The organism is Microbulbifer sp. TB1203, from assembly GCF_030997045.1.
Taxonomy (GTDB): domain Bacteria; phylum Pseudomonadota; class Gammaproteobacteria; order Pseudomonadales; family Cellvibrionaceae; genus Microbulbifer.
Genome location: NZ_CP116899.1, coordinates 3,810,276 through 3,833,537, shown reverse-complemented (window position 1 = coordinate 3,833,537; position 23,262 = coordinate 3,810,276). Strand labels below are relative to the sequence as shown.

General features: G+C 63.0%; 22 protein-coding genes. 15 read left to right on the top strand and 7 right to left on the bottom strand.

The window, feature by feature from the left end:
• Positions 1–2 precede the first annotated feature (2 nt).
• The gene (locus PP263_RS16235; protein WP_308364754.1) at positions 3–620 is read right to left on the bottom strand and encodes a hypothetical protein; all 618 of its coding nucleotides are present in this window, start codon (positions 618–620) and stop codon (positions 3–5) included.
• Between the two features lie 8 nt (positions 621–628).
• Positions 629–1,297, bottom strand: coding sequence for an orotate phosphoribosyltransferase (gene pyrE / locus PP263_RS16230; RefSeq protein ID WP_308364753.1), 669 nt, complete (start codon positions 1,295–1,297; stop codon positions 629–631).
• Positions 1,298–1,425: 128 nt separating this feature from the next.
• Between pyrE and PP263_RS16225 the strand changes: the two genes are divergently transcribed.
• Positions 1,426–2,193: an exodeoxyribonuclease III gene (locus PP263_RS16225; protein WP_308364751.1), complete on the top strand. Its 768-nt coding sequence runs from the start codon at positions 1,426–1,428 to the stop codon at positions 2,191–2,193.
• Positions 2,194–2,422: 229 nt separating this feature from the next.
• Here PP263_RS16225 and rph read toward each other — a convergent pair whose 3' ends face one another.
• Positions 2,423–3,142, bottom strand: a complete 720-nt coding sequence (gene rph, locus PP263_RS16220) for a ribonuclease PH (RefSeq protein ID WP_308364750.1) — start codon at positions 3,140–3,142, stop codon at positions 2,423–2,425.
• A 96-nt stretch (positions 3,143–3,238) separates the two neighbouring features.
• On the opposite strand from rph, the gene PP263_RS16215 reads away from it, so the two are divergent.
• Complete coding sequence (locus PP263_RS16215; protein ID WP_308364748.1) at positions 3,239–4,132, top strand: YicC/YloC family endoribonuclease; 894 nt, start codon at positions 3,239–3,241, stop codon at positions 4,130–4,132.
• 79 nt (positions 4,133–4,211) lie between these two features.
• On the opposite strand, the gene PP263_RS16210 is transcribed toward PP263_RS16215, so the two are convergent.
• Entirely contained in the window at positions 4,212–4,754 is a 543-nt protein-coding gene (locus PP263_RS16210; protein WP_308364745.1) for a DUF805 domain-containing protein, read from the bottom strand.
• A 472-nt stretch (positions 4,755–5,226) separates the two neighbouring features.
• On the opposite strand from PP263_RS16210, the gene PP263_RS16205 reads away from it, so the two are divergent.
• The 6 genes from PP263_RS16205 (at position 5,227) to PP263_RS16180 (ending at position 12,801) form a co-directional block, all read left to right on the top strand.
• Entirely contained in the window at positions 5,227–7,290 is a 2,064-nt protein-coding gene (locus PP263_RS16205) for a S8 family peptidase (protein ID WP_308364743.1), read from the top strand.
• Between the two features lie 181 nt (positions 7,291–7,471).
• On the top strand, positions 7,472–8,716 hold the full coding sequence (locus PP263_RS16200; protein WP_308364742.1) for a sterol desaturase family protein: 1,245 nt from the start codon (positions 7,472–7,474) through the stop codon (positions 8,714–8,716).
• 264 nt (positions 8,717–8,980) lie between these two features.
• Positions 8,981–9,601, top strand: coding sequence for a guanylate kinase (gene gmk, locus PP263_RS16195; RefSeq protein ID WP_308364741.1), 621 nt, complete (start codon positions 8,981–8,983; stop codon positions 9,599–9,601).
• 133 nt (positions 9,602–9,734) lie between these two features.
• A complete protein-coding gene (rpoZ, locus tag PP263_RS16190; protein ID WP_308364740.1) occupies positions 9,735–10,001 on the top strand; it encodes a DNA-directed RNA polymerase subunit omega in 267 nt (88 codons plus the stop codon).
• Between the two features lie 52 nt (positions 10,002–10,053).
• Entirely contained in the window at positions 10,054–12,156 is a 2,103-nt protein-coding gene (gene spoT, locus PP263_RS16185) for a bifunctional GTP diphosphokinase/guanosine-3',5'-bis pyrophosphate 3'-pyrophosphohydrolase (protein ID WP_308364739.1), read from the top strand.
• 261 nt (positions 12,157–12,417) lie between these two features.
• Positions 12,418–12,801 (top strand): RidA family protein, encoded by a 384-nt coding sequence (locus PP263_RS16180; protein ID WP_308364737.1) that lies wholly within the window; start codon positions 12,418–12,420, stop codon positions 12,799–12,801.
• 201 nt (positions 12,802–13,002) lie between these two features.
• On the opposite strand, the gene PP263_RS16175 is transcribed toward PP263_RS16180, so the two are convergent.
• Both PP263_RS16175 and PP263_RS16170 read right to left on the bottom strand, forming a co-directional pair.
• Entirely contained in the window at positions 13,003–13,884 is an 882-nt protein-coding gene (locus tag PP263_RS16175) for an NAD-dependent epimerase/dehydratase family protein (protein WP_308364736.1), read from the bottom strand.
• A 138-nt stretch (positions 13,885–14,022) separates the two neighbouring features.
• Entirely contained in the window at positions 14,023–14,283 is a 261-nt protein-coding gene (locus PP263_RS16170) for a GlsB/YeaQ/YmgE family stress response membrane protein (protein WP_183460201.1), read from the bottom strand.
• 188 nt (positions 14,284–14,471) lie between these two features.
• Between PP263_RS16170 and PP263_RS16165 the strand changes: the two genes are divergently transcribed.
• From PP263_RS16165 to PP263_RS16150, 4 genes are all read left to right on the top strand, one after another.
• Positions 14,472–15,389, top strand: coding sequence for a hydrogen peroxide-inducible genes activator (locus tag PP263_RS16165; RefSeq protein WP_308364734.1), 918 nt, complete (start codon positions 14,472–14,474; stop codon positions 15,387–15,389).
• Between the two features lie 279 nt (positions 15,390–15,668).
• Positions 15,669–17,753 carry an ATP-dependent DNA helicase RecG gene (gene recG, locus PP263_RS16160; protein WP_308364732.1) on the top strand — a complete coding sequence of 695 codons (2,085 nt, stop codon included), beginning with the start codon at positions 15,669–15,671 and terminating at the stop codon, positions 17,751–17,753.
• A 160-nt stretch (positions 17,754–17,913) separates the two neighbouring features.
• Positions 17,914–18,600, top strand: coding sequence for a hypothetical protein (locus tag PP263_RS16155; RefSeq protein WP_308364731.1), 687 nt, complete (start codon positions 17,914–17,916; stop codon positions 18,598–18,600).
• Between the two features lie 120 nt (positions 18,601–18,720).
• Positions 18,721–19,383: a hypothetical protein gene (locus PP263_RS16150; RefSeq protein ID WP_308364730.1), complete on the top strand. Its 663-nt coding sequence runs from the start codon at positions 18,721–18,723 to the stop codon at positions 19,381–19,383.
• A gap of 50 nt (positions 19,384–19,433) precedes the next feature.
• Here the strand turns inward: PP263_RS16150 and PP263_RS16145 are convergent, their stop codons facing one another.
• Complete coding sequence (locus PP263_RS16145) at positions 19,434–20,762, bottom strand: dicarboxylate/amino acid:cation symporter (protein WP_308364729.1); 1,329 nt, start codon at positions 20,760–20,762, stop codon at positions 19,434–19,436.
• Positions 20,763–20,954: 192 nt separating this feature from the next.
• Here PP263_RS16145 and PP263_RS16140 point away from each other — a divergent pair, with 192 nt between their 5' ends.
• The 3 genes from PP263_RS16140 (at position 20,955) to phoB (ending at position 23,233) form a co-directional block, all read left to right on the top strand.
• Complete coding sequence (locus tag PP263_RS16140) at positions 20,955–21,566, top strand: chorismate lyase (protein ID WP_308364728.1); 612 nt, start codon at positions 20,955–20,957, stop codon at positions 21,564–21,566.
• The gene (gene ubiA / locus PP263_RS16135; protein WP_308364727.1) at positions 21,559–22,440 is read left to right on the top strand and encodes a 4-hydroxybenzoate octaprenyltransferase; all 882 of its coding nucleotides are present in this window, start codon (positions 21,559–21,561) and stop codon (positions 22,438–22,440) included. Before PP263_RS16140 ends, ubiA begins: the two co-directional genes overlap by 8 nt.
• An 88-nt stretch (positions 22,441–22,528) precedes the next feature.
• Complete coding sequence (phoB, locus tag PP263_RS16130) at positions 22,529–23,233, top strand: phosphate regulon transcriptional regulator PhoB (protein WP_308364725.1); 705 nt, start codon at positions 22,529–22,531, stop codon at positions 23,231–23,233.
• Positions 23,234–23,262 lie beyond the last annotated feature (29 nt).

The window sequence follows — 23,262 nt, the reverse complement described above, 5'->3', positions numbered from 1 at the left end:
CCCTACGGGGCGATTTCTGCGTAGCGCCTGGCGGCGTGATCAAACTCTTTGTTGAGTCGCTCCGCTTCGGCCTCGCGCCGGCCCAGGCGCTCCCTCAGCACCCCGATTTCCTTTTTCAGGTCGGCGATGCGCGCCAGCAACTCCGGCGGCACTTCGCGGCCGTTGCGTTGGGTGCGTGCGGCAGCGGTTTCTTCCTGCTCTACCTGCCGGTGAAGGCTGGTGATATTGGAGCGCATGATCGCCATATCCTGGTTCACCACCGCCAGTTTGCGCGAGCGCGCGCTCTCGATATCCGCCACGCTGTTATAGCGCTTGAGCAGTTTGAGGTCCTCTTCCCGCTGCGCCTCGCGGCGCTGTTGTTCCGCCAGCTCCTCGCCGCTGAGCTGCGGCGGCACCACTTTAAGCACGCGCCCGGAGAGGCTGAGCACTTCGTAGCCATCGGCTACATAGCGGGGCGGCACCAGATCGTCCAGCACCTGGATACCATGCTCATCCTTATAGCGGTAGAGCACCTTGCCACTGAACTCGAAATCCCCCTTTTTTCCGGGCTGTGCCCATACGGGGGCCCAGGCGACAGAGAGCGCGAGGATGACGGCCGGGAACAGGGGGGCGATTTTCATCGCTCTTCTCACAGGGGTTGACCGGGTTTGCCGGAGACGCCGTAGCGCCGCCGATAGTCCACTATCTTCTGCAGGGCCTCGCTGTCTTGCGACTCCTCCCGCAGGTAACTGACGATGTGATCCAGCTGCACAATGCTGATCACCGGGATATTGTACTGCCGCTCCACCTGCTGGATAGCGGACAGTTCACAGTCCTCGCCGGCCTTTTCCTGCCGGTTCAGGCCGATCACCACCCCGGCGGGGTCCGCCCCCTGCGCGGCGATGATTTGCATGACTTCGCGCACCGCGGTGCCCGCCGTAATCACATCATCGATGATCAAAACCTTGCCAACGAGCGGCGCACCCACTAAGGTTCCGCCTTCGCCGTGATCCTTGGCCTCTTTGCGGTTGTAGCAGAAGGGCTTGTCCACGCCTTTCTCTGCCAGCGCCACGGCGGTGACCGCTCCCAGCGGTATGCCCTTGTAGGCCGGCCCGAAGATGACATCGAACTCCACTCCCGAGGCCATTATCGCCTCGGCATAGGCCCGCCCCAGTGCCGCCAGCGCGGCGCCGGTGTGGAATCGGCCGGCATTGAAAAAATAGGGGCTGCGGCGGCCGGATTTCAGTGTGTAATCGCCAAAACACAGCACCTGGTGCTCCAGGGCCAGTTGGATAAAATCGCGCTGATACTGCTGCATGGAAATTTATTAACTATTGGCTAAGGTGAAGGGAGACTTCTCCACAGATGCCTGTCGGAGAATGACAGTCGAATAATGCTAGTGACAATGCGGGTAATCATACACAGTCCGCTGGTAAGGGGCTAATAATGCGAATAGTGAGTCTGTCGGTAGACGGAGTGCACCAGGCGGCGCAGCGCGGTCTTTACGACTGGTTGGCGGATCAGGACGCGGATATCATCTGCCTGCAGGACCTGCGCTCGCTGGAGCCGGAACTGGACCACCCGATCTTCCACCCCGACGGCTATTACAGCTACTTCTTCGATTCCGGCAATCCCCACGAGAACGGCGTCGCCATCTATACCCGCTATCAGCCCAAGGCGCTGATCTACGGCATGGGCTTCTCCAACGGCGAGGATATGTACGGCCGCTATCTGCAGGCGGATTTCGAGCGCCTGAGCGTGGGCTCACTGCTGGCGCCGGCAGCCAGGGACGAGGCGTCGCTGGAAAAGAAGGTGCAGTTTTTCGACGACATGCAGGCGCACCTGGTGAAGATCAGCCGCAAGCGCCGCGACTTTATCTTCTGCGGCAACTGGGGCTTGGCCCACCGCCGGGCCGACGTGCAGAACTGGCAGGACTACCAGGACACCCCCGGCTTTATGCGCCACGAACAGCGCTGGCTGGACCAGTTATTCAACGACATCGGCTATGTGGACGCCTTTCGCAGGGTTGTCAAAGATGCCGACGAGTTCACCTGGTGGCCCAGCGGCAAGGTGGGCGAGGGGGACGGCTGGCGCACGGATATGCAGATAGTGTCCCAGACCCTGAAAAACCGCATCGAGTACGGCGCCATCAACAAGAACGTGGATTTTTCCAGTCACCTCCCGGTGATTATGGATTACGACCTGGAGGTCTAATGCGGAATGATGAATGCGGAATGCGGAATACGCGATCTAGCTGATTGCCGCCGGAACGGCCATAGGCCGCGCGCGGGCTGACGGTTGGCAGCGAAGGCCTTGGAGCACAGAGAAGCCTTCCCGCATTCCGCATTCCGCATTCCGCATTTATGGAGCACATCCCTGTGCTCCACTCGCTTCGCGAGCAGCCTTCGGCTGTGCAAATCCGTTCCCGACAGATTTGTCCGCCTTATTCTGCCAGCGCAGCCCGCTGCATGCCGATCAACTCGTCTATCCCCGCCCTGCCCAACGCCAACATCTGCGCGAACTGCGCCTCGGTAAAGGGCGCCCCCTCGGCGGTGCCCTGCACCTCGATCATGCCGCCGTCCGCCGCCATCACCAGGTTCATATCGGTGTCCGCGCGGCTGTCCTCGGGGTAGTCCAGGTCCAGCACCGCCTCGCCCTCATAGATACCCACGGAGACTGCCGCGACGAGATTGATCAGCGGATCGGTATCGATGATTTTCTCCCGCTGCATATAGCGCAGCGCGTCCACCAGCGCCACACAGGCGCCGGTGATCGCCGCGGTGCGGGTGCCGCCGTCCGCCTGGATCACGTCGCAGTCCAGGGTGATCTGGTTTTCCCCCAGTAGTTTCAGGTCCACCGCCGCGCGCAGGGAGCGGCCGATCAGCCGCTGGATCTCCACCGTGCGCCCACCCTGTTTGCCGCGCGCCGCCTCCCGCCCCATGCGCGAGCCGGTGGAGCGGGGCAGCATGCCGTACTCGGCGGTGATCCAGCCGCTGCCCTGGCCGCGCAGGAAACGCGGCACCTCGGCGGCCACCGAGGCGTTGCACAGCACTTTGGTATCGCCGAACTCCACCAGTACGGAGCCCTCCGCGTGGCGGGTGTAATGGCGGGTAATGCGCACGGGGCGCAACTGTTCGGGCGCGCGGCCGCTGGGACGCTGCATGATTCACCTCGGGTCGGTTCAAAACGCGACATTATACCTGCCCGGGGCGCCCGCGGCGGCTGTGCTATGATTCCCGGCCACTTCGCGGAGAGACTTATGGCCAGCAACAAGGTTCACAACGACTGTGTGCGCAGCATGACCGCCTTCGGCCGCGCCGAGGCCCCATACGCTACCGGCACTGCCACCTGGGAACTGCGCTCCGTCAACCACCGTTACCTGGAGCCGCTGTTCCGCCTGCCGGAAACCGCGCGCCCGCTGGAATCCCAGCTGCGCGAAAAGCTGCGCAAGCAGCTCGCGCGGGGCAAGGTGGAACTGACCCTCAGCCTCAAAGCCACCGGCAGCGAAAGCGCCAGCCTGGAAGTCAATCGCGAACTGGTCCGCGCGCTGGCGCAGGCCGCCGACTCCGTGGCCGCAGAACTGCCCAACACCGCGCCGCTCAACCCCCTGGAACTGCTGCAGTGGCCCGGCGCCATCGCAGAACTGCAGACGGATGTGGAGCAGCAGGCACAGGCAATCCTCACCGCTTTCGACGAGGCCCTGTGCCAGCTCAACGCCAACCGCGAGCGGGAGGGCGCAGAGCTGCGCAAGTTTATCGAAACCCGATTGCAGCGGGTCGAGGAGCAGGTCGCGCGGGTTCGCGAACTGTTGCCGCAAATCCTGCAGGCGCAGCGGGAAAAACTGCGCGGGCGGCTCGAAGAGCTGCTCGCAGAACTGGACCGGGATCGGCTGGAACAGGAAATGGTATTTCTCGCCCAGAAGGCCGACGTGGACGAAGAGCTGGACCGTCTGGACGCCCACGTGGCGGAGACCCGGCGCGTACTGAAAGGCGGCGGCCCCATCGGCCGGCGGCTGGACTTCCTGATGCAGGAATTCAACCGCGAGGCAAACACCCTCTCATCCAAATCCGCGGTGACCGACACCACCCAGGCGGCGGTGGAACTGAAGGTGCTGATCGAGCAGATGCGCGAGCAGGTGCAGAATATTGAATAGCTTCTCTGCTCTCGACTAGTTCACCAATAAAAAGCCGCTCACGAGCGGCTTTTTCGTTTTTAGCGCAGCGCTTGCGAACCTACATCTGCATCTGCGCCCGCTCGACGTAACCCTGGTATGCGGGTATGGCAATCGCGGCAATGATGCCGATAGACGCAATACCGAGAAAAATACTCAGAATAAAGCCGACGATCACACCCGATGAATTGGGGACCGTCCTGGGTCCGTATTCGTTGGCACCCTCCTTGCCGGGGAAGAAAAACAGGTAGATCAGAAGCCCCAGATTGACCAGGGGCAAAACAAACAGCAGCAGCCAGATCCCCGAGTGCCCCAGATCGTGCAGGCGGCGCACATACAGGGAAAACCCGTAAACCATGCTGACCAGCAGCAGGGCAATGTAAGCCAGGGCTCCCAGCCATGCGCTGACAGGTGTGAATACAGCCACTGCCAGCGAACAGGCCACCATAAAGATAAAAGAAGAGACCAGCGAATAGGTCACCAGACGCAGGCGCCCCAGGCGGCCGGAAAAGGAAAAGATCTTCGGCTCTGCCGGCTGCATATCCTTCTCCTGAACCAGGTCTGCGGTCTCCGGCGAAGCGTAGGGGTTGGCTATTGTGGACATAAAATTTCCCGTGTTTTTGTTATTTCCTCAAGAAAACAGCCGGGTTTATCCCCCGGCTGCCAACCCGGATTATCTCAACCGCCCCTCACAGCAACAAGGCGCTTCCTCTTTGGCAAAGTGACTGAGATCTGCTTCTCAGTATTATCCAGACATATCCGCCTATCCTGTAAAAAATCCATTTTTTGCCCAGAACATCAATATTTGTCTTTATTTTTCCATGAGGTAAGGAAGTATCTTTCCGTTATAGGTAAACATTAGGACAAAGTTGATTGGCGTATTGCACTTCTTTCTCCCGGAAAATCATCCATTCGCACTAAATCGGTGCAAATAAATTTCACTCAATCCATTCATCCGGTCAAAAAGGAGGGACAGAAACAACAAAAATCCATGCGGTATCAGGAGAATCAAACGACGTGCTCACACAGATAATCGGGCGCGGCGAATAAAAACAACCACGGAGCATTTAGCAACAATGAAAGTACTTTTTAAAAACATCCTGCGGAAATCGGCAACGGCCGGCGCGGTCGCGCTGCTGGCCGGTGCGCCTCTCGCAGCCACAGCGGTGGAGCACAACAGCCCCTCGGCGGTCCCCGCCAATACGGCGACAATCACCGACCGTATTATCGTCAAATACAAGAATTCCTCGCAGATGGGCATCGCCTCCAGCATGTCCCGCGCGGCGCTGGAAAACGCCTCACATCTGGCCGGCACCGAATTGAAGCACATGCGGCGCCTGGCTACCGGCGCACAGCTGATGCGCCTCAACGGCCGCAAGGGAAAGACGGAACTGGCGGAAATTATCAGCCGCCTGCAGCAGGACCCCAACGTGGAATACGCGGAACCCGACCTGCTGCTGAAACCCATGGCCACCCCCACCGACCCGCGCTACAACGAGCAGTGGCACTACTTCGAATCCACCGCCGGCCTGAACCTGCCCACCGCCTGGGACACCACCGAGGGTGAAGGCGTGGTGGTCGCAGTGATCGACACCGGTTACCGCCCCCACGCAGACCTGGTGGACAACCTGCTGCCGGGCTACGACATGGTCTCCGATCCCGATATAGCCCAGGACGGCGGCGGCCGCGACAGCGACGCCAGCGACCCGGGCGACTGGGAGCCGGCCGGCGTCTGCTCACCCGACGCCCCCGCCGCCAACAGCAGCTGGCACGGCACCCACGTGGCCGGCACCATCGCCGCCGCCACCAACAACGGTATCGGCGTGGCAGGCGTCGCCTACAAGGCCAAGGTTGTGCCGGTCCGCGTGCTGGGACGCTGCGGCGGCTACACCTCAGATATCGCCGACGCGATCATCTGGGGTGCCGGCGGCTCCGTCAGCGGTGTGCCCGCCAACGCCAACCCGGCGCAGGTGCTGAACCTGAGCCTCGGCGGCAGCGGCAGCTGCGCCAGCACCACCCAGAATGCGATCAACACCGCGCGCAACCTGGGCGCCACCGTGGTGGTGGCCGCGGGCAACTCCAACGCCAATGCGAGCAACTTCACTCCGGCCAGCTGCTCCGGTGTGGTCACCGTGGCCTCGGTGGACCGGTCCGGCGGCCGCGCCTGGTACTCCAACTACGGCAGCGTGGTGGATGTGGCGGCGCCCGGCGGCGACACCTCCACAAACAGCAACGGCGTGCTGTCCACCCTGAACAGCGGTACCCAGGGTCCGGCCAGTGACAACTACAGGTTCTACCAGGGCACCAGCATGGCCGCCCCCCATGTGGCCGGCGCCGCGGCGCTGCTCTATGCGGTGAATCCGGGCATCACCCCCACGGAGGTGGAGTCCACCCTGGTGAACACCGCGCGCAGCTTCCCCGCGTCTTGCAGCCAGTGTGGTTCAGGCATCGTAGACGCCGCGGCCGCAGTGGCAGCGGCTGGCGGTGGCGGCGGCGGCACCGATCCGGGTAACGGAACACTGGAAAACGGCGTGGCGCAGACCAACCTGTCCGCCAACACCGGCGAGGAACTGCACTACACGCTGGAAGTACCCGCGGGCGCCTCCAACCTGCAGTTCCAAATCTCCGGCGGCAGCGGCGACGCGGACCTCTATGTGCGCTTCGGTTCCGCACCCACCACCTCCAGCTACGACTGCCGCCCCTATGTCGGCGGTAACAGCGAGAACTGCAGCATCTCCAATGTTCAGGCCGGCACCTACTATGTGATGGTGCGTGCCTACAGCAGCTTCTCGGGCGTGAGCCTGGTGGGAAGCTTCGACGAAAGCGGCGGCGGCAGTGGCAGCGGCTGGACCGAGAGCAATCTGTCCGGCAACCAGGGCTCCTGGCAGCACTTCACCCTGGACGTGTCCTCCGGCATGTCCTCGCTGGACGTGCAGATGTCCGGCGGCAGCGGCGACGCCGACCTCTACGTGCGCTTCGGCGCCCAGCCCACCACCGGCAGCTACGACTGCCGGCCCTACCGCAACGGCAACAATGAGAGCTGCAGTCTCAGCAGCCCCAGCGCGGGCACCTGGTATATCAGCATCCACGGCTACTCCGCTTATTCCGGAGTAACCCTGGAGGCGCAGGCGAGCCCTTAATCGCTGCGAAGGGAGGCCACCGGGGCCTTCCTTTTCCCTTGGGGCGAACCTCGTGTTCGTCCCTATTCCCAGCCCCAAATCTCTAACGAATTCCGAAATCTGTCCCCCGTCGCCGTTTCCCGGCATCCGCCCCTGTGGCACAGTCCCCGCATCCCCCATAAGAAATATAAAAGAGGTATCCGTGAGCCTGGTCACCCTGGCGATTCCCTTTTTCCTGATCGCAGTACTGGTGGAACTGGCGCTGGACCGCTGGCGCGGCTGGGGCTTGTACCGGTTGAACGACGCCATCGGCAGCCTGAGCGCGGGGATCCTCAGCCGCATCACCGGGCTGCTGCGCAAGGGCGTACTGCTGCTGGTCTATATCCCGCTGCACGAATTGCTGGACCCCTACTACCGGGCGGTGGGTTTCAACTGGTCCGCGGACAACCTCTGGCACCTGTTGCTGGCGGTGCTGGCCTACGATTTCTGCTACTACTGGAAGCACCGCATGGCCCACGAGATCAATATCTTCTGGGCCGACCACCTGGTGCACCACCAGAGCGAGGACTACAACCTCACCACCGCACTGCGCCAGCCCAGCGGCGGCCCGCCCATCGGCTGGATTTTCTACATACCGCTGCTGCTGATCGGCCTGCCGGCGGAGCTTCTGATCACTGCCGGTGCCATCGACCTGATCTACCAGTTCTGGGTGCACACGCAGAAATTCCCCAAAGTACGGTGGATGGAGTGGATTTTCGTCACCCCATCAAATCACCGGGTGCACCACGCGCAGAACAAAATCTATGTGGATAAGAATTACGGCGGCGTGCTGATTGTCTGGGACCGGCTGTTCGGCAGCTACCAGGAGGAGTTGGAAAAAGAGCCCTGTATCTACGGGGTGCGCAAGCCGCTCAACAGCTTCGACCCCCTGGCCGCCAATCTGCAGCATTACAAGCGCATGGCCCTGGACGCCTGGCACACCAAAAGTTGGGGGGACAAGCTCACCCTCTGGTTCCGCCGCACCGGCTACCGCCCGGCGGATGTGGAGGCGGCGATGCCGGTACCCTCCTGCGATCTGGACAATTTCCGGCGCTACGACCCGGAAGTAGGCAGGCCCCTGCGCCTCTACGCGCTGGCCCAGCACCTCTGTTACTCCGCCGCCACCCTGGCGCTTCTGTGGTACACAGGGAAACTCGACTATATACAGCAGGTGGCCGGCGTGGCACTGCTGGCCGTCGGGCTGATCGTCAACGGCCGCATTCTCGACGGCCACCGGCTCGCCCGCTACTGGGAACTGGCGCGGCTGGCTGTACTGACCGCTGCCGCACCCCTGCTGCCCACAGTGTTTTTAGCGCCGCTTGCGGCCTACGCTTCGGTCAGCGGGCTGGCCTGGTGGCGGTTGGCTTTTGCCGGCAAAGGCGCTACAGTCGGCCCGGTTAGCGATTAGCGACAGGGAGCCAGGATCGACCGCGGCAGTTTTGCGGCGGCCGGCCGAACTTCCGCTGGCGGTCCCGGCCGGGGCTCAGGTTGCGCACGCAGTACCGCGCGCCTGGAAATCCCAACACATCCCCCCCAATCCCGGCCGGGACTCAGCCTTCTATCCACAACCAATCAAATGGCTGATCCATTTGATTGTCGCCTCTCCTAAATCCTTCAGTTGCTCTCTCCTCGGGTATAATGGCCGGCGCATTTGCCGGATACAGGATCAGTTGTGCCGACAGGAACCCTCTTCACCGTTTCCGCCCCCTCCGGTGCGGGAAAAACCAGTCTGGTCAAGGCGCTGGTGGACAGCGACAGCCAGGTCACCGTCTCGGTGTCCCACACCACAAGACCCATGCGCCCGGGCGAAGAGGACGGGGTCAACTACCACTTCGTCGACCGCGCCCGGTTTAAACAGATGCTCGACGAGGACGCCTTTCTGGAACACGCCCGGGTGTTCGACAACTACTACGGCACTTCCAGGCACTGGGTGCGGGAGACCCTGACTGCGGGCCGCGACGTGATCCTGGAGATCGACTGGCAGGGCGCCGCCCAGGTGCGTCGACTGCTGCCGGACACCGTGAGCATCTTTATCCTCCCTCCCTCCCAGGAGGCCCTGCGCGAGCGTCTCACCGGGCGCGGCCAGGACGATCGCAGCGTGATAGAACGGCGCATGGAACAGGCCATCGACGAGATGTCCCACTACGTGGAAGCGGACTACCTGGTAATCAACGACGACTTCGACACCGCCCTGGATGAGTTGCGTGCCGTGGTCACCGCCCAGCGCCAGCGCCTGGAGTGCCAGCAACAGCGCCACGGGGATCTGTTGCAAGCACTACTGCGCCACTCCTGATTCCGCGAGCGGGCTGTCGGTAATATCCTCCTGCGCACCGACTGGTCGATTTACGTACACTCTCCGCTGCGGTAAAATAATCGGTCCTGTACCGAATTCGCCCTCCGGGGCACTGCAATGGAACCGAAAGTTTATGGCACGTATCACCGTTGAAGATTGCCTCGAGCACGTGGACAACCGCTTCGAGCTGGTTATCGTGGGCAGCAAGCGCGCCCGCCAGATCGCCACCGGCGGCAGAGATCCGCTGGTGCCGGAGGAGAACGACAAGCCCACGGTTATCGCCCTGCGCGAAATCGAGGAGGGCCTGGTGGACGCCAGCATCCTCGACGAGCCGGAAGAGGAAACCACCGTGGCGCGGGTAACCTCCGCCCCGGTCTACCTGTCCGAACAGGACCTGTGATTGATTCCGATTCTTCGACACTGTAAGAGAGACAAAAGAGGCGCGCGCGGCTTTGCATACTATCGATAGTCTGGCCCACCGCCTCTCCTCCTACCTCCCCCCTGAACAGATCCAGAGCATCCGCCGGGCCTATTTCTACGCGGAACAGGCCCACGACGGCCAGCAGCGCCGCTCCGGCGAACCCTACGTCACCCATCCGCTGGCGGTAGCCACCATCCTCGCCGGCATGCACATGGACCACCAGAGCCTGGCTGCGGCCATGCTCCACGATGTGATCGAGGACACCGGCATTCCCAAGGCCGCGCTGGAGGAACAGTTCGGCGGAGAGGTGGCGGACCTGGTGGACGGTGTCTCCAAGCTGACCCAGTTCGAGACCGACAGCCCCGCGGAAAAGCAGGCGGAAAATTTCCAGAAAATGGCCCTGGCGATGGCGCGGGATATCCGCGTGATCCTGGTAAAGCTCGCCGACCGGCTGCACAACATGCGTACCCTGGGCGCGCTGAAGCCGCAGAAGCGCGCGCGCATCGCCCGCGAGACCCTGGAGATCTACGCGCCCATCGCCAACCGCCTGGGCATGAACGACGTGCGCATCGAGTTCGAGGACCGCGCCTTCTTCGCCATCTACCCGCTGCGCGCGGCTTTGGTCGCGGCGCGCGGCAACCGCAAGGAGCTGCTGGAAAAAATCCAGAATGCCATCGAGCTGCGCCTGCAGCGGGAGGGCATAGACGCACTGGTGATCGGCCGCGAAAAGCACCTGTACAGCATCTACCAGAAGATGCGGACCAAGAAAAAATCCTTCAAGGAGATCATGGACGTCTATGCCTTCCGCATCATCGTGGACAGCGTGGACGCCTGCTACCGGGTGCTGGGGGTGATGCACAACCTGTACAAACCGGTGATCAGCGAGTTCAAGGACTATATCGCCATCCCCAAATCCAACGGCTACCAGTCGCTGCACACGGTGCTGCTGGGCATGCACGGCGTGCCCATCGAAGTGCAGGTGCGCACCAAGGAAATGGACGAGATGGCCAACAGCGGCATCGCCGCCCACTGGCTGTACAAGGCCGCCGGCGACGAGGTGATCAACACCGGCGGCACCAGCCAGGTTCGCGCGCGCCGCTGGGTGCAGGGTCTGCTGGAAATGCAGCAGCGCGCCGGCGATTCATTGGAATTTATCGAGAACGTCAAGATCGACCTGTTCCCGGACGAGGTCTACGTATTCACCCCCAAGGGGCAGATCGTCGACCTGCCCGCCGGCGCCACCGCGGTGGACTTCGCCTACTCGGTGCACACGGATATCGGCAACTCCTGCGTGGCGGTACGCATCAACCAGCGGCTGGCGCCCCTGTCGCAGCCTCTGGAAAGCGGGCAGAAAGTGGAGATTCTCACCAGCAAGAACGCCCAGCCCAACCCCAACTGGCTCAACTTCGTGGTCACCGCCAAAGCGCGCAGCGCCATCCGGCATTTCCTCAAGCACCAGCGCCACCACGACTCCGTGGCCCTCGGCCGCCGCCTGCTGGAAAAGGCCCTGGGCAAGTTCAATACCCGGCTGGAAGACCTGGGCGAAGAGCAACTGCAGAAAGGCCTGCAGGAAGCCAAGTGCGCGACCCTGGAAAAACTGCTGGAGGAGATCGGCCTGGGCAACAAAGTCGCCTTCTCCGCCGCCAAGCTGCTGGTACCCGCGGGCAGCGAAGAAGCCGAGGCCAGCCATATCTCCTCGCCGCTCACCATCGACGCGCAGGAGGGCATGATGATCAGCTTCGCCCGCTGCTGCCGTCCGATTCCCGGCGATACCATCATCGGCCATATCAGCTCCGGCAAGGGCGTGGTGGTGCACCGGGACACCTGCCGCAACACCATCGAATTCCGCGAGCATCCGGAAAACATCATGCTGGTGAACTGGTCGCCGGACGTGAAGGGGGAATTCCTCGGCGACGTGCGGGTGGAAGTGGAATCAGAGCGCGGCATTATCGCCCGCCTGGCCACGCGGATCACGGAGGAGGGCGCCAGCATCGAGCAGATCCATGTGGACGAAAAGGACGCACACAACAGCGTCATCTCCCTGACCCTGGAGGTCAACAGCCGCGTGCACCTGGCGCGGGTGATGAAACGCCTGCGCAACCTGCCGGCGGTGATTCGCATCGCCAGGCCCTAAGGAATAATGCGGAATGATGAATACGCGGGCCATCTCAGTGCCGTAGGAGCGGCCCATGGCCGCGATCGGTCTTCCGGAAATCCCGAAAGTTCAATCGCGGCCATGGGCCGCTCCTACAGCAGGATGCCAGATCGCGTATTCCGCATTCCGCATTCCGCATTCCGCATTCCGCATTCCGCATTCCGCATTCCGCATTCCGCATTCAAGAGTTTCGCGCTATATTTGCCGGCTTTCGTTTCAGCAAAGCACTGGAGTACCCCCATGCCCAACCGCGCCGTGATCAAAACCGACCAGGCCCCGGCCGCTATCGGCAGCTATTCCCAGGCGGTCAAGGTCGACAACACCGTGTATCTCTCCGGCCAGATTCCGCTGGACCCCCAGAACATGGAACTGGTGCCCGGCGATTTCGCCGAGCAGGCGCGACGGGTATTCCGCAACCTGCAGGCGGTGTGCGAGGCGGCCAACGGCTCCCTGGGGCACGTCGTCAAGCTCAATCTGTACCTCACCGACCTGGGGAATTTCGCCACTGTCAACGAAGTGATGGCCGAATTTTTCGACGAGCCCTATCCCGCGCGCGCGGCGGTGGGCGTGAAGGAATTGCCGAAAGGGGCGCTGTTCGAGGCGGAAGGGGTGATGGTTATTTAAATGCGGAATTAGGAATGCGGAATGATGAATACGCGAGCCAGCCTGCGCTGTAGGAGCGGTCGCTGGCCGCGATCTGGCTCCCTTTTGAATAGACCCCAACGCCCCGCATTCATGAGGCACGTCCCTGTGCCTCACCCGCTTCGCGGGCAGCCTTCGGCTGTGCAAATCTGCTCCCGGCAGATTTGTCCGCATCCGCATTAATTATCCCTCGCTCTCCAGCAGCGCACTGTACCCGCTCCGATAGTCCGGATATTTCATCTCGTAGCCGCTGGCCAGCATGCGCCTGTTGCTGAGTTTCTTCGAACGCCGCTCGCTGGTGCGGACGATTTCCCGCAGGTGCGCGCTGGAATAGCCCATCGCCTTTACCAGCCACTGCTGCAGTTCGTGCATGGGCACCGGTGTGCAATCGGCGCCGATATACAGCTGCTCCGGCGACCGGCCCCGCTTCTGCTGTTCCATCAGATAGATAAGAAAACCGATACAGTCGTCCACGTGAATGCGGTTGCTGTACTGCGGCGGCTGCGGCGGCGCGCAACGACCCGCGCGCACCTGGGACAGCAGGCGATCGCGCCCCGGGCCGTAGATTCCGGCAAAGCGCACCACGCAGGCAGTGGGTATCGCGTTGCGGATAATCTCCTCCGCCGCCAGCAGAATGTCGCCCTGGTAGCCGCTGGGAATGGGCGGCGTCCGCTCGTCGAGGAGCTGGTCGCTGCACTGCCCGTAGACCCGGGTTGAGGAAACCCAGATCAGCAGCCGCGGCGGGCGCGCCAGGTTGGGCAGCACCGCCGCCAGCGCGGTGGCGGTATCGATATAGGCGCGGTGATAGGCACTTGGAGTGCTGTCGCTGGGGGTAAAAGTGGCGAGCACCACGTCTGCGCCCTGTTCCAGGTGCCGCTCGATATCCTCTTTGCTGGTGGCGTCCCCGCGGCGCCAGTTTACCGCGTCGGCCCGACGCTTGTTCGCCAGAGCCACCAGCGGGTTGCGGCGTACACCGTAAACAGTGTACTCCTGCCGATTCAGCTGCAATGCCAGGCGCGCGCCCAGGTCGCCGCAGCCAAAGATCCAAAGTTTTTCCTGTGCCATAACCGTCCGTGCACTTGTCCGGGCCGATACAGCGCCCCCCAATTAAAGTTCCGCGGGTGCGTCCCCGCTGTATTTTTTATTCTTCCCTGCAACGAAAACCCGGGGCACTGAGGCCCCGGGGCTCATCAATCCTGTCTGTCAGTGATGGCGCCGCTTGAGCATCCGGTAGATGAACAGCAGGATAATAGCGCCAATGGTAGCGGTCACTATATCGCCAAGCGCAAAACCGGTCACCGGCCCGCCGATTCCCACCAGGGAGCCGAGCCAGCCGCCGATAAAGGCGCCGACGATGCCGATCACGATAGTGACGATCCAGCCGCCCGGGTCCGGACCCGGCATGATCCACTTGGCCAATACGCCCGCGATAAGTCCGAGAATAATCCAGGAGAGAATGCCCATAGAGATACTCCGCTCAATGTTTCCCTACACATATAGCAAAAAATTGCGCCTTTATCCCTTTACTCTGCCCATAAATAGCAAAAATTACTAATAACCACCACAGATATCCCCAGTCACATTCTCTATTGGCCTGCGGCCACTATTTATGAATAATTGCTATTACCCCTAAGCAGCTGATTGCCTGAACCATGACCCTGAATGAACTGCGCTACATAGTGACCCTGGCCCAGGAGCAACACTTCGGCCGCGCCGCCGAGCGCTGTTTCGTCAGCCAGCCGACCCTGTCCATCGCCGTGAAAAAGCTGGAAAAGGAGCTGGGAGTAGCTCTGTTCGAACGCTCCAAGACCCGCGTGCAGGCCACGCCCCTGGGCGAGCGCATCGTGGCCCAGGCGCAGCTGGTGCTGGAGCAGTCCGCGGCTATCAAGGATATCGCCAGTGCCGGCAAGGACCAGTTGGCCAGCCCGCTGTCCGTTGGCGCTATTTTTACCATCGGACCCTATCTGTTTCCGCACTTCATTCCACAATTACAGCGATTGGCTCCGGAAATGCCCCTCTATGTGGAGGAGGGCTACACCGCCACCCTGCGCCAGCGGCTGCGCAAGGGGGAGCTGGACGCGATCATCATCGCGCTGCCGTTTACCGAGCCGGACGTGGTCACCCAGCCACTCTACGACGAGCCCTTCGTGGTGCTGATGCCCGCCGGCCATCCATTGGCGGAAGAATCCCTGATCACCCCGGACCAGCTCTCCCGGGACAACGTGCTGCTGCTGGGCGAAGGCCACTGTTTCCGCGACCAGGTGCTGGAGGCCTGCCCGCAGTTGCAGCATTCCATCGAGAAGGAGTCGGGGAACGGCCACATCCGCACCGCCGCCGACGGCAGCTCCCTGGAGACCCTGCGCCACATGGTGGCGTCGGGACTGGGCATCACCGTGCTGCCGATGTCCGCGGCCACCGCCTCCCAGTACGCCAGCGGCCTGTTGGAAACCCGCCCCTTCGCGCCACCGGCCCCCAGGCGCACCGTGGCCCTGGCCTGGCGCGCCAGCTTCCCGCGCCACCGGGCGATCGACATACTGCGCGACGCCATCGGGCAGTGCCGCCTGGAGTAGTGTGGTGAAAGGTACTAATTGTATATATCAGCGGGCCGCTAAGCGGCCAGATGCAAGGCGCATTTGCGTCGGCATAGTCATCTATGTCAAGCAAATGCAACGCCGCAGATGGCTGCTTAGCGGCCCGCCCGAAGGGAGCCCCCCAAATCGTCCACAGCGGCGTTGCCGCTCTTGGAAATGGAATGACCATTCCCTGCGAGCGGCGCCTAACTGTGAACAATTTGGGGGGCTCTGATATACACAATTAGTACCTTTCACCACACTAGGGCCAGCTCCGGAATGGGAAGACCACAGGGAGAACTCAGCGCACTACCGGTCACTGCTCTCAAGGGCGTGGGAGACAAGTTCGCCCTGGTGCTGGCAAAGCTGCACATCGCCACGGTTCAGGACCTGCTGTTCCACCTGCCGCTGCGCTACCAGGACCGCACCCACATCACCCCCATCGCCGCTCTGGCGCCGGGGGTGGACGCGGTGATCGAGGGCGAGGTGCGCGCCGCGGACGTGGTGTTCGGCCGCCGGCGCAGCCTGGTGGTGCGGCTGCAGGACGGCAGCGGCACCCTCTCCCTGCGCTACTTCCACTTTACCGCCGCGCAGAAAAACCGCTTCGCCCGTGGTGTGCGCCTGCGCTGCTACGGCGAGGCCCGCCGCGGGGCCGCCGGCCTGGAGCTGTACCACCCGGAAACGGAGATAGTCGACGGTGGCAGCTTCAGCGCGCCGGACACCCTCACTCCGGTCTACCCGCTGACCGAGGGCGTCAGCCAGGCGCGGCTGCGCGGCCTGGTGCAGCAGGCGCTGGAACTGCTCGCTCGTTGCGGCGCCGAGGAACTCCTGCCGGCGGAGCTGCTGCCAGCGCGCCTGCGCTATCCCCTGGCGGAGGCGCTGCACTACCTGCACAGCCCCCCCGCCGGCGCCGACCTGGCGCAACTGGCCGACGGCATGCACCCGGCACAGCAGCGCCTGGCCCTGGAGGAACTGCTCGCCCACCACCTGAGCCTGCTGGAGCTGCGCCGCAACAGCGCGGTGCACGCGGCGCCGGCGCTGGCTCCCAATCCGGCACTGGAGAGGGACTTCCTCTCCCGCCTGCCATTTGCCCCCACTGGCGCGCAGCGGCGGGTCTGCGCCGAGATCGCCGAAGACCTGGCCCGCAACCGCCCGATGATGCGGCTTCTGCAGGGGGACGTGGGTGCCGGCAAGACCCTGGTGGCGGCCCTGGCCGCACTCAAGGCCATCGGCGCCGGCGCCCAGGTAGCGGTGATGGCGCCCACGGAAATCCTCTCCGAACAGCACCGGCGCAATTTCAGCGACTGGCTGGAGCCCCTGGGTGTCCCCGTGGCCCATCTCACCGGCGGCCTGAAATCCGCGGAGCGGCGCGCGCAGCTGGCGGCCATCGCCAGCGGGGAAGCAAAATTGATAGTGGGCACTCACGCACTTTTCCAGGCTGAAGTGACCTTCCACCGGCTGGCGCTGGTGATTATCGACGAGCAGCACCGTTTCGGTGTGCGCCAGCGCCTGCAGCTGCGCCAGAAGGGCGGCGACGGCGCGCTGCAGCCGCATCAATTGATCATGACCGCCACACCCATCCCGCGCACCCTGGCCATGTCCGCCTTCGCCGACCTGGACTGCTCGGTGATCGACGAACTGCCACCCGGGCGCCAGCCGATCAACACCGTGGCAATCTCCAACCAGCGCCGCGACCAGGTGGTGGCCAGGGTGCAGGGCGCAGTGACCGAGGGGCGCCAGGCCTATTGGGTCTGCACCCTGATCGAGGAATCGGAGAGCCTGCAGGCCCAGGCCGCCGAAACCACCGCCGCAGAGCTGGCGGAGGCCCTTGACGGTGTGCGCGTGGGCCTGGTGCACGGTCGCCTCAAAGCCGATGAAAAGGAACGGGTGATGAACGCCTTCAAGGCTGGCGAGATAGACCTGCTGGTGGCCACCACTGTGATCGAAGTGGGCGTGGACGTGCCCAACGCCAGCCTGATGATCATCGAAAACCCCGAGCGCCTGGGTCTGGCCCAACTGCACCAGTTGCGCGGACGGGTGGGGCGCGGCTCCACCGCCAGCCATTGCGTGTTGCTCTACGGCACCCCGCTGTCGCAGAACGGCCGTGCGCGGCTGCAGGCCCTGCGCCAGCACAGCGACGGCTTCGCCATCGCCGAGGAAGATCTGCGCCTGCGCGGCCCCGGGGAAATCCTCGGCACCCGCCAGACCGGCGAGATCCAGCACCGCATCGCCGACCTGCAGCGGGACGCCGAACTGCTGCCGCAGGTGCAGAAAATCGCCGCCTCCGCCGCCCTTACCGAAAACGCCCGCCGGCAGCTGATCGTGCGCTGGCTGCAGAACAAACCGCGCTACGCCGAGGCCTGAATACCGGTTTTCCGGGCCGGCGCAAGGTCCCGTTTATCTCTCCCCCAAAATGTGACCCAAATCACACCTCCGTCATAAATGATTTTGCACAAGCCTCATACCAATGGCAGCCTCACCGCCGCAAAAAAAGCCAAGAAGAGATCCACTTAGGGAAAGTCTCGTGAACAAAAACCTCTTGAAGAAACGCACTCTCAAAAGCCTGGCACTGAGCAGCCTGCTCGCTTTCACTTCCCCCACCTGGGCCCAGGGCTGGTTTGGGGGCGATGCGCCCCCTCCCAGCCTGACCCTGGCCCCGGCGGAAATCGCAATAAACATCCCACTCCCGGTACAGGGCAGGGATCTGGAACGGCTGCTGTCCCGCGCCGGGGGGAGCAAAAGTCTCACCGAACTCAAGGCCCGCGCCGTGCGCAAGTTCAGTGAAGTGTTGCGCAAGGAACTGGATGCGAAGCTGCGCGAGCACTTCGACGGCGAGGAGATCCCCCTGGTACAGGAGGGCGGTCTCCTCACCCTGCACAATTTCCTGGACATCGCCGTTGGCAGACAACTCAACGACATGGAAACCACAGCCGATTACGAATTGGAGCGGGGCACCCTGACCCTGTCCGGCACTTTCCACTATCGGCTGGAAAATAACTCCGGCGAGGCACTGGGCGAACGGCGGCTGGATATCGCCGAACTGCGGGTGCAGGAGAAATACCAGGTCAAAACCCCATTGGACGGTGGCGAGGCGGAGAACACTGCCGATCAGGCAACCGAGCAGGCACTGATGAAGCTGGTCGGGCAGTTGCTGGAGCGCATCGTGGACGACCTGGAAGCCGACGAGTTGAGGGATATGGCGGCGCCCTGACCCCGCAGCCATCCGCTGGATAAATCAGCGCCAAAATTATCACGCAGTTGCACTCTCCTCCCAGCAGTGGCAGCCTTTGACGGCGATCACAAAAAATAAAGATAATTGGGAGAAAACCAGGTGATGATAAGCACAACCCGCGGGCTGGCCCTGGCCGGCCTGCTGATCTTTTCCTCCGCCTCCGCCGCCCAGGGCGAGGAGCAAAAACCCAGCCTCACTATCCTCCCCCCGGAGATAACAATGGACATCCCCATGCCGGTCCAGGGGGGCGACCTGGCCCTGCTGCTGGCCCAGGCCAGCCAGGGCAACAGCCTCAGCCAGCTCAAGGAGGCCGCTGTACTCCGGTACAAGCAACATCTGGAGCGCGAACTGACCCAACAGCTGCGGGAATTCTTCACGGACGAGGAAATACCGCTGGTGGAGCGGCAGGGTCTACTGTCCCTGCGCAATACGCTGGATATCACCGTGGTCAAGCACTTCAGCAGCCTGCAGTCCAAGAAAGATCACGAGTTGGAAAAAGGCACCGTGGAACTGTCCGGGGACTACCACTACCGCCTGGAACATATCTCCGGCAGTGCGATGCGCGAACAGCAGGTGAATATCTCCGAGCTGAAAATACGCGAGAAATACCGGGTCGTGACTCCCAATGACGGCAGCGAAATTGAGAACACCACCGATCGGGCAATCGAGCAGGCACTGTCGGAGCTGGTTGAGCAGTTGCTGGAGCGCATCGAGGACGACCTGGAGGCGGACGAACTGGAGTCCTTTGCCCGCGCCACCTAGTGGACGTGCTCAGTGGTCAAGGCGGCATGCGCAAAGGCAGCCGCCGCTGATCAGCCGTTGCTGGCGCGGTACTGGCCACTCACTGCCATATCGCCGCCGTTGGCCGCACTGTCGTAGTTGCGATCGTTGAAGGTCTCTTCCGACAGGGCGCCCTCGCTCTTCGCCACAATGGCGCTGACCACCGAATCCCCGGTGATATTGACCGCGGTGCGCACCATATCCAGCAACCGGTCCACGCCCAGGATAATGCCGATACCCTCCAGCGGCAGGCCCACCTGCTGCAGCACCATCGCCAGCATGATCAGGCCCACCCCGGGCACACCGGCGGTGCCCACCGAGGCCAGGGTAGCGGTGAGGATTACCATCAGATAGCCCGACAGTCCGATATCGATGCCGTACATCTGGGCGAAAAACACCGTGGCCACGCCCTGCATGATCGCAGTGCCGTCCATATTGATGGTGGCCCCCAGGGGAACGGTGAAGGCCGCCACCTTGTTATCCACCCCCAAGCGCTTCTCCACCGTGGCCAGGGTCACCGGAATGGTGGCCGCGGAGGAGGCGGTGCTGAAGGCGAACACCATGGCCGGGCGCATCTTCTTGATCAGCTCCACCGGGTTCAGCCCGGAGAGCAGCTTCAGCAGCAGCGAATAGACCCCCAGGGCGTGCAGCAACAGAGTGGCCAGCACCACCAGGAAATACTTGCCCAGTTGCACGATCGCCTCCACACCCAACTGCGCAAACAGCTTGGCCAGCAGGGCGAAAACCCCGTAGGGGGCGAAAGCCATCAGCACTCCCACCATGCGCATGATGACGTCGTTCAGGTCGTTGAAGAAGGATGCTATCCGCCGTCCCGGCTCACCGCTGCGGGAAACCGCGTAGCCCATCAGCAGGGCGAAGACAATAATCTGCAACATATTGCCAGCCGCCATGGCCTCCACCGGGTTGGTGGGGAAGATGTCGATCAGAACATCCTTCAGCGACGGTGAAGGGGGGGCTTCAAAAGTGGCGTCGGCAACCAGCCCCTCCATACCCTTGCCGGGCTGGAACAGCGTGCCCATCAGCAACGCGAGGGTGATCGCAACCGCGGTGGTCAACAGATAGAGCGTTATCGTCTTGACCGCCAGCACGCCCACGCGGCTGCCCTCGGAGAGGGCGCAGGCACCGCAGATCAGCGATACCAGTACCAGCGGCACCACCATCAGTTTCAGCGAAGCGATAAAGATGCGTCCGGCGATGTCGAACAGGCCATCGACCAGATAAGTGTCGATGACTCCGGTAACACCACTGCCCAGCAACTGACTGGTACTGAGAAAGTTGAACAGTACACCGACGACGATGCCCAGCAGCATCGCCAGCAGGATTCTAGTGGTCAAACCCATGGGGTGATTCCCGTGTTGATCTCGTTGTTATGCGTGCGGCCGGCCACTATAGCCACTGGCGTGGCCCGGGGCAAAGCGGAGTAGTGTCCTGTCTGGTATTAAATAGCGATACGAGACAGGACACTAGGGGCCACTGACCACCGACCCTGACCACTGTACAATCCCGCCTTTGTGGAACGCGCGGAGCTTGCTGTGCTTTACTCCCCCCCCGGGTACCAATCCCCCTACGAACCGGACGGCGCCTGGCTCAGCCAGCCGCTGGAAACCCTGCAGGGAGAGAGGCCACCGGCGGAACTGCTGCCCTGGCTGTTGCACCCGGGATCGCTCACTGCCGCACTCAAGCACCTGAGTGGTGGCGGCTTCCGGGTGCAGGTGCTGTCCCAGCGCTGGCAGCAACCCGGTTTGGAGGAGCGCCGGGCGCTGGACATGCGCGAACGCCAGCGGGCACTGGTGCGCGAGGTGCTGCTGTACGGCAACGGCCGGACCTGGGTATACGCGCGCAGTGTACTGCCCGAGCGCAGCCTGCAGGGCAGGTCCCGCTACCTGCGCAGCCTGGACAACCGCCCGCTGGGGGAACTGCTGTTCAGCCAGCCGGATATCCGCCGCGGGCCCATCGTGCTGAACCGGCTGCGCCGCAACCCCCGCTGCCGGCTGCGCGAACTGGCCGGGGAGGGCGCGAGCGCCTGGGGGCGCCGCTCCACTTTCTGGCTGCGCGACAAGCCGCTGCTGGTGGCGGAGGCCTTTCTCGACGGTTTTCGCCCGCAGCACCCGCCCTTCAACAAGTTGGAAGTGCGTAATGATTAGTCGACAACTTTCCCAGCACTGGCCCGCCGCGCTGCCCTACTGGCAGCTGGCGCGCCTGGACAGGCCCATCGGCACACTGCTGCTGCTCTGGCCCACCTGGGGAGCGCTATGGCTGGCGGCGGAGGGCTGGCCCGGGCTGCACCTGTTCGCGGTATTCACCCTGGGGGTGCTATTGATGCGCGCCGCCGGCTGTGCGGTCAACGACTTCGCCGACCGCCGCATTGACGGCCACGTCAAGCGCACCGCCGCGCGCCCCCTGGCAACCGGCCGGGTCACCCCGCGCGGCGCGCTGCTGCTGTTCGCCGCCCTGAGCCTGCCCGCGTTTCTGTTAGTGCTCACCACCAACCGGCTCACCATCTTGATGTCCCTGCCGGCGCTGGCGCTGGCCTTCTGCTACCCCTTCGCCAAGCGCTATACCCACCTGCCGCAGGTGGTGCTGGGGGCGGCCTTCAGCATGGGCATTCCCATGGCCTTCGCCGCCGCCACCGGCGAGGTGCCGTCCACCGCCTGGCTGCTGGTGACCGCCAACCTGCTGTGGACCGTGTGCTACGACACCTTCTACGCGATGGTGGACCGCGACGACGACCTGCGTATCGGGGTCAAGTCCACCGCCATCCTGTTCGGCGACATGGACAAGGCCATGACCGGCGCGCTGCAGCTGATGGTGCTCTTCGCGCTGCTGCTGGTCGGCCGCCGTTTTGAGTTGGGCACTCCCTACCAATTCGGCCTGGCCGTCGCCGCCGGCCTGTTCGCCTACCAGCAGTGGTTGATCCGCGGCCGGGAAAGGGATGCCTGTTTCCGCGCGTTCTTGAACAACAATTGGGTGGGCACAGCGGTATTCAGCGGAATATTTTTCCACTATCTGCTGAGTTGAGCCCCCGCAGCCTGGGGGCTGTTTTACGCCTGTCATATATTTGTCATAGGAATGCCGTTAAATGACCGGCAAAAGCAGGGTATGACAGATGCAAAACAAAACCATTCTGATAGTCGACGACGAAGCCGCTGTGCGCGATATGCTGCGCGTGGCACTGGAGATGGCGGAGTACCGTTGCATCGAAGCGGAAAACGCCCAGGCCGCGCACGCGCAGGTGGTCGATGAAAAGCCGGACCTGATCCTGCTCGACTGGATGCTGCCGGACGTGTCCGGAGTGGAGCTTGCCCGCCGCCTCAAGCGCGATGAACTCACCGCCTCCATCCCCATCATCATGCTCACCGCCAAGGGCGAGGAAGATCACAAGATCAAGGGCCTGGAGACCGGCGCCGACGACTATATCACCAAGCCGTTTTCCCCCCGGGAACTGGTGGCGCGCCTCAAGGCGGTGTTGCGCCGCGCCGGCCCCAGCACCCCGGAGGAACCACTCACCGCCGGCCAACTGGCGCTGGATCCGATCAGTCACCGGGTGACCATCGGCGGCCAGGCGGTGGAGATGGGCCCCACGGAATTCCGCCTGCTAACGTTTTTCCTCTCCCACCAGGAGCGCGCCTACACCCGTACCCAGCTGCTGGACCACGTCTGGGGCGGCAACGTCTATGTGGAGGAGCGCACCGTGGACGTGCATATCCGCCGCCTGCGCAAGGCCCTGGCAGTGGACGGCCACGACCGCTACATCCAGACGGTGCGCGGCACCGGCTACCGCTTTTCTGTGCAAACCGCGGAAAAAGTGTAAAACTTTGCCCGCCTGAATCAACACAGCGA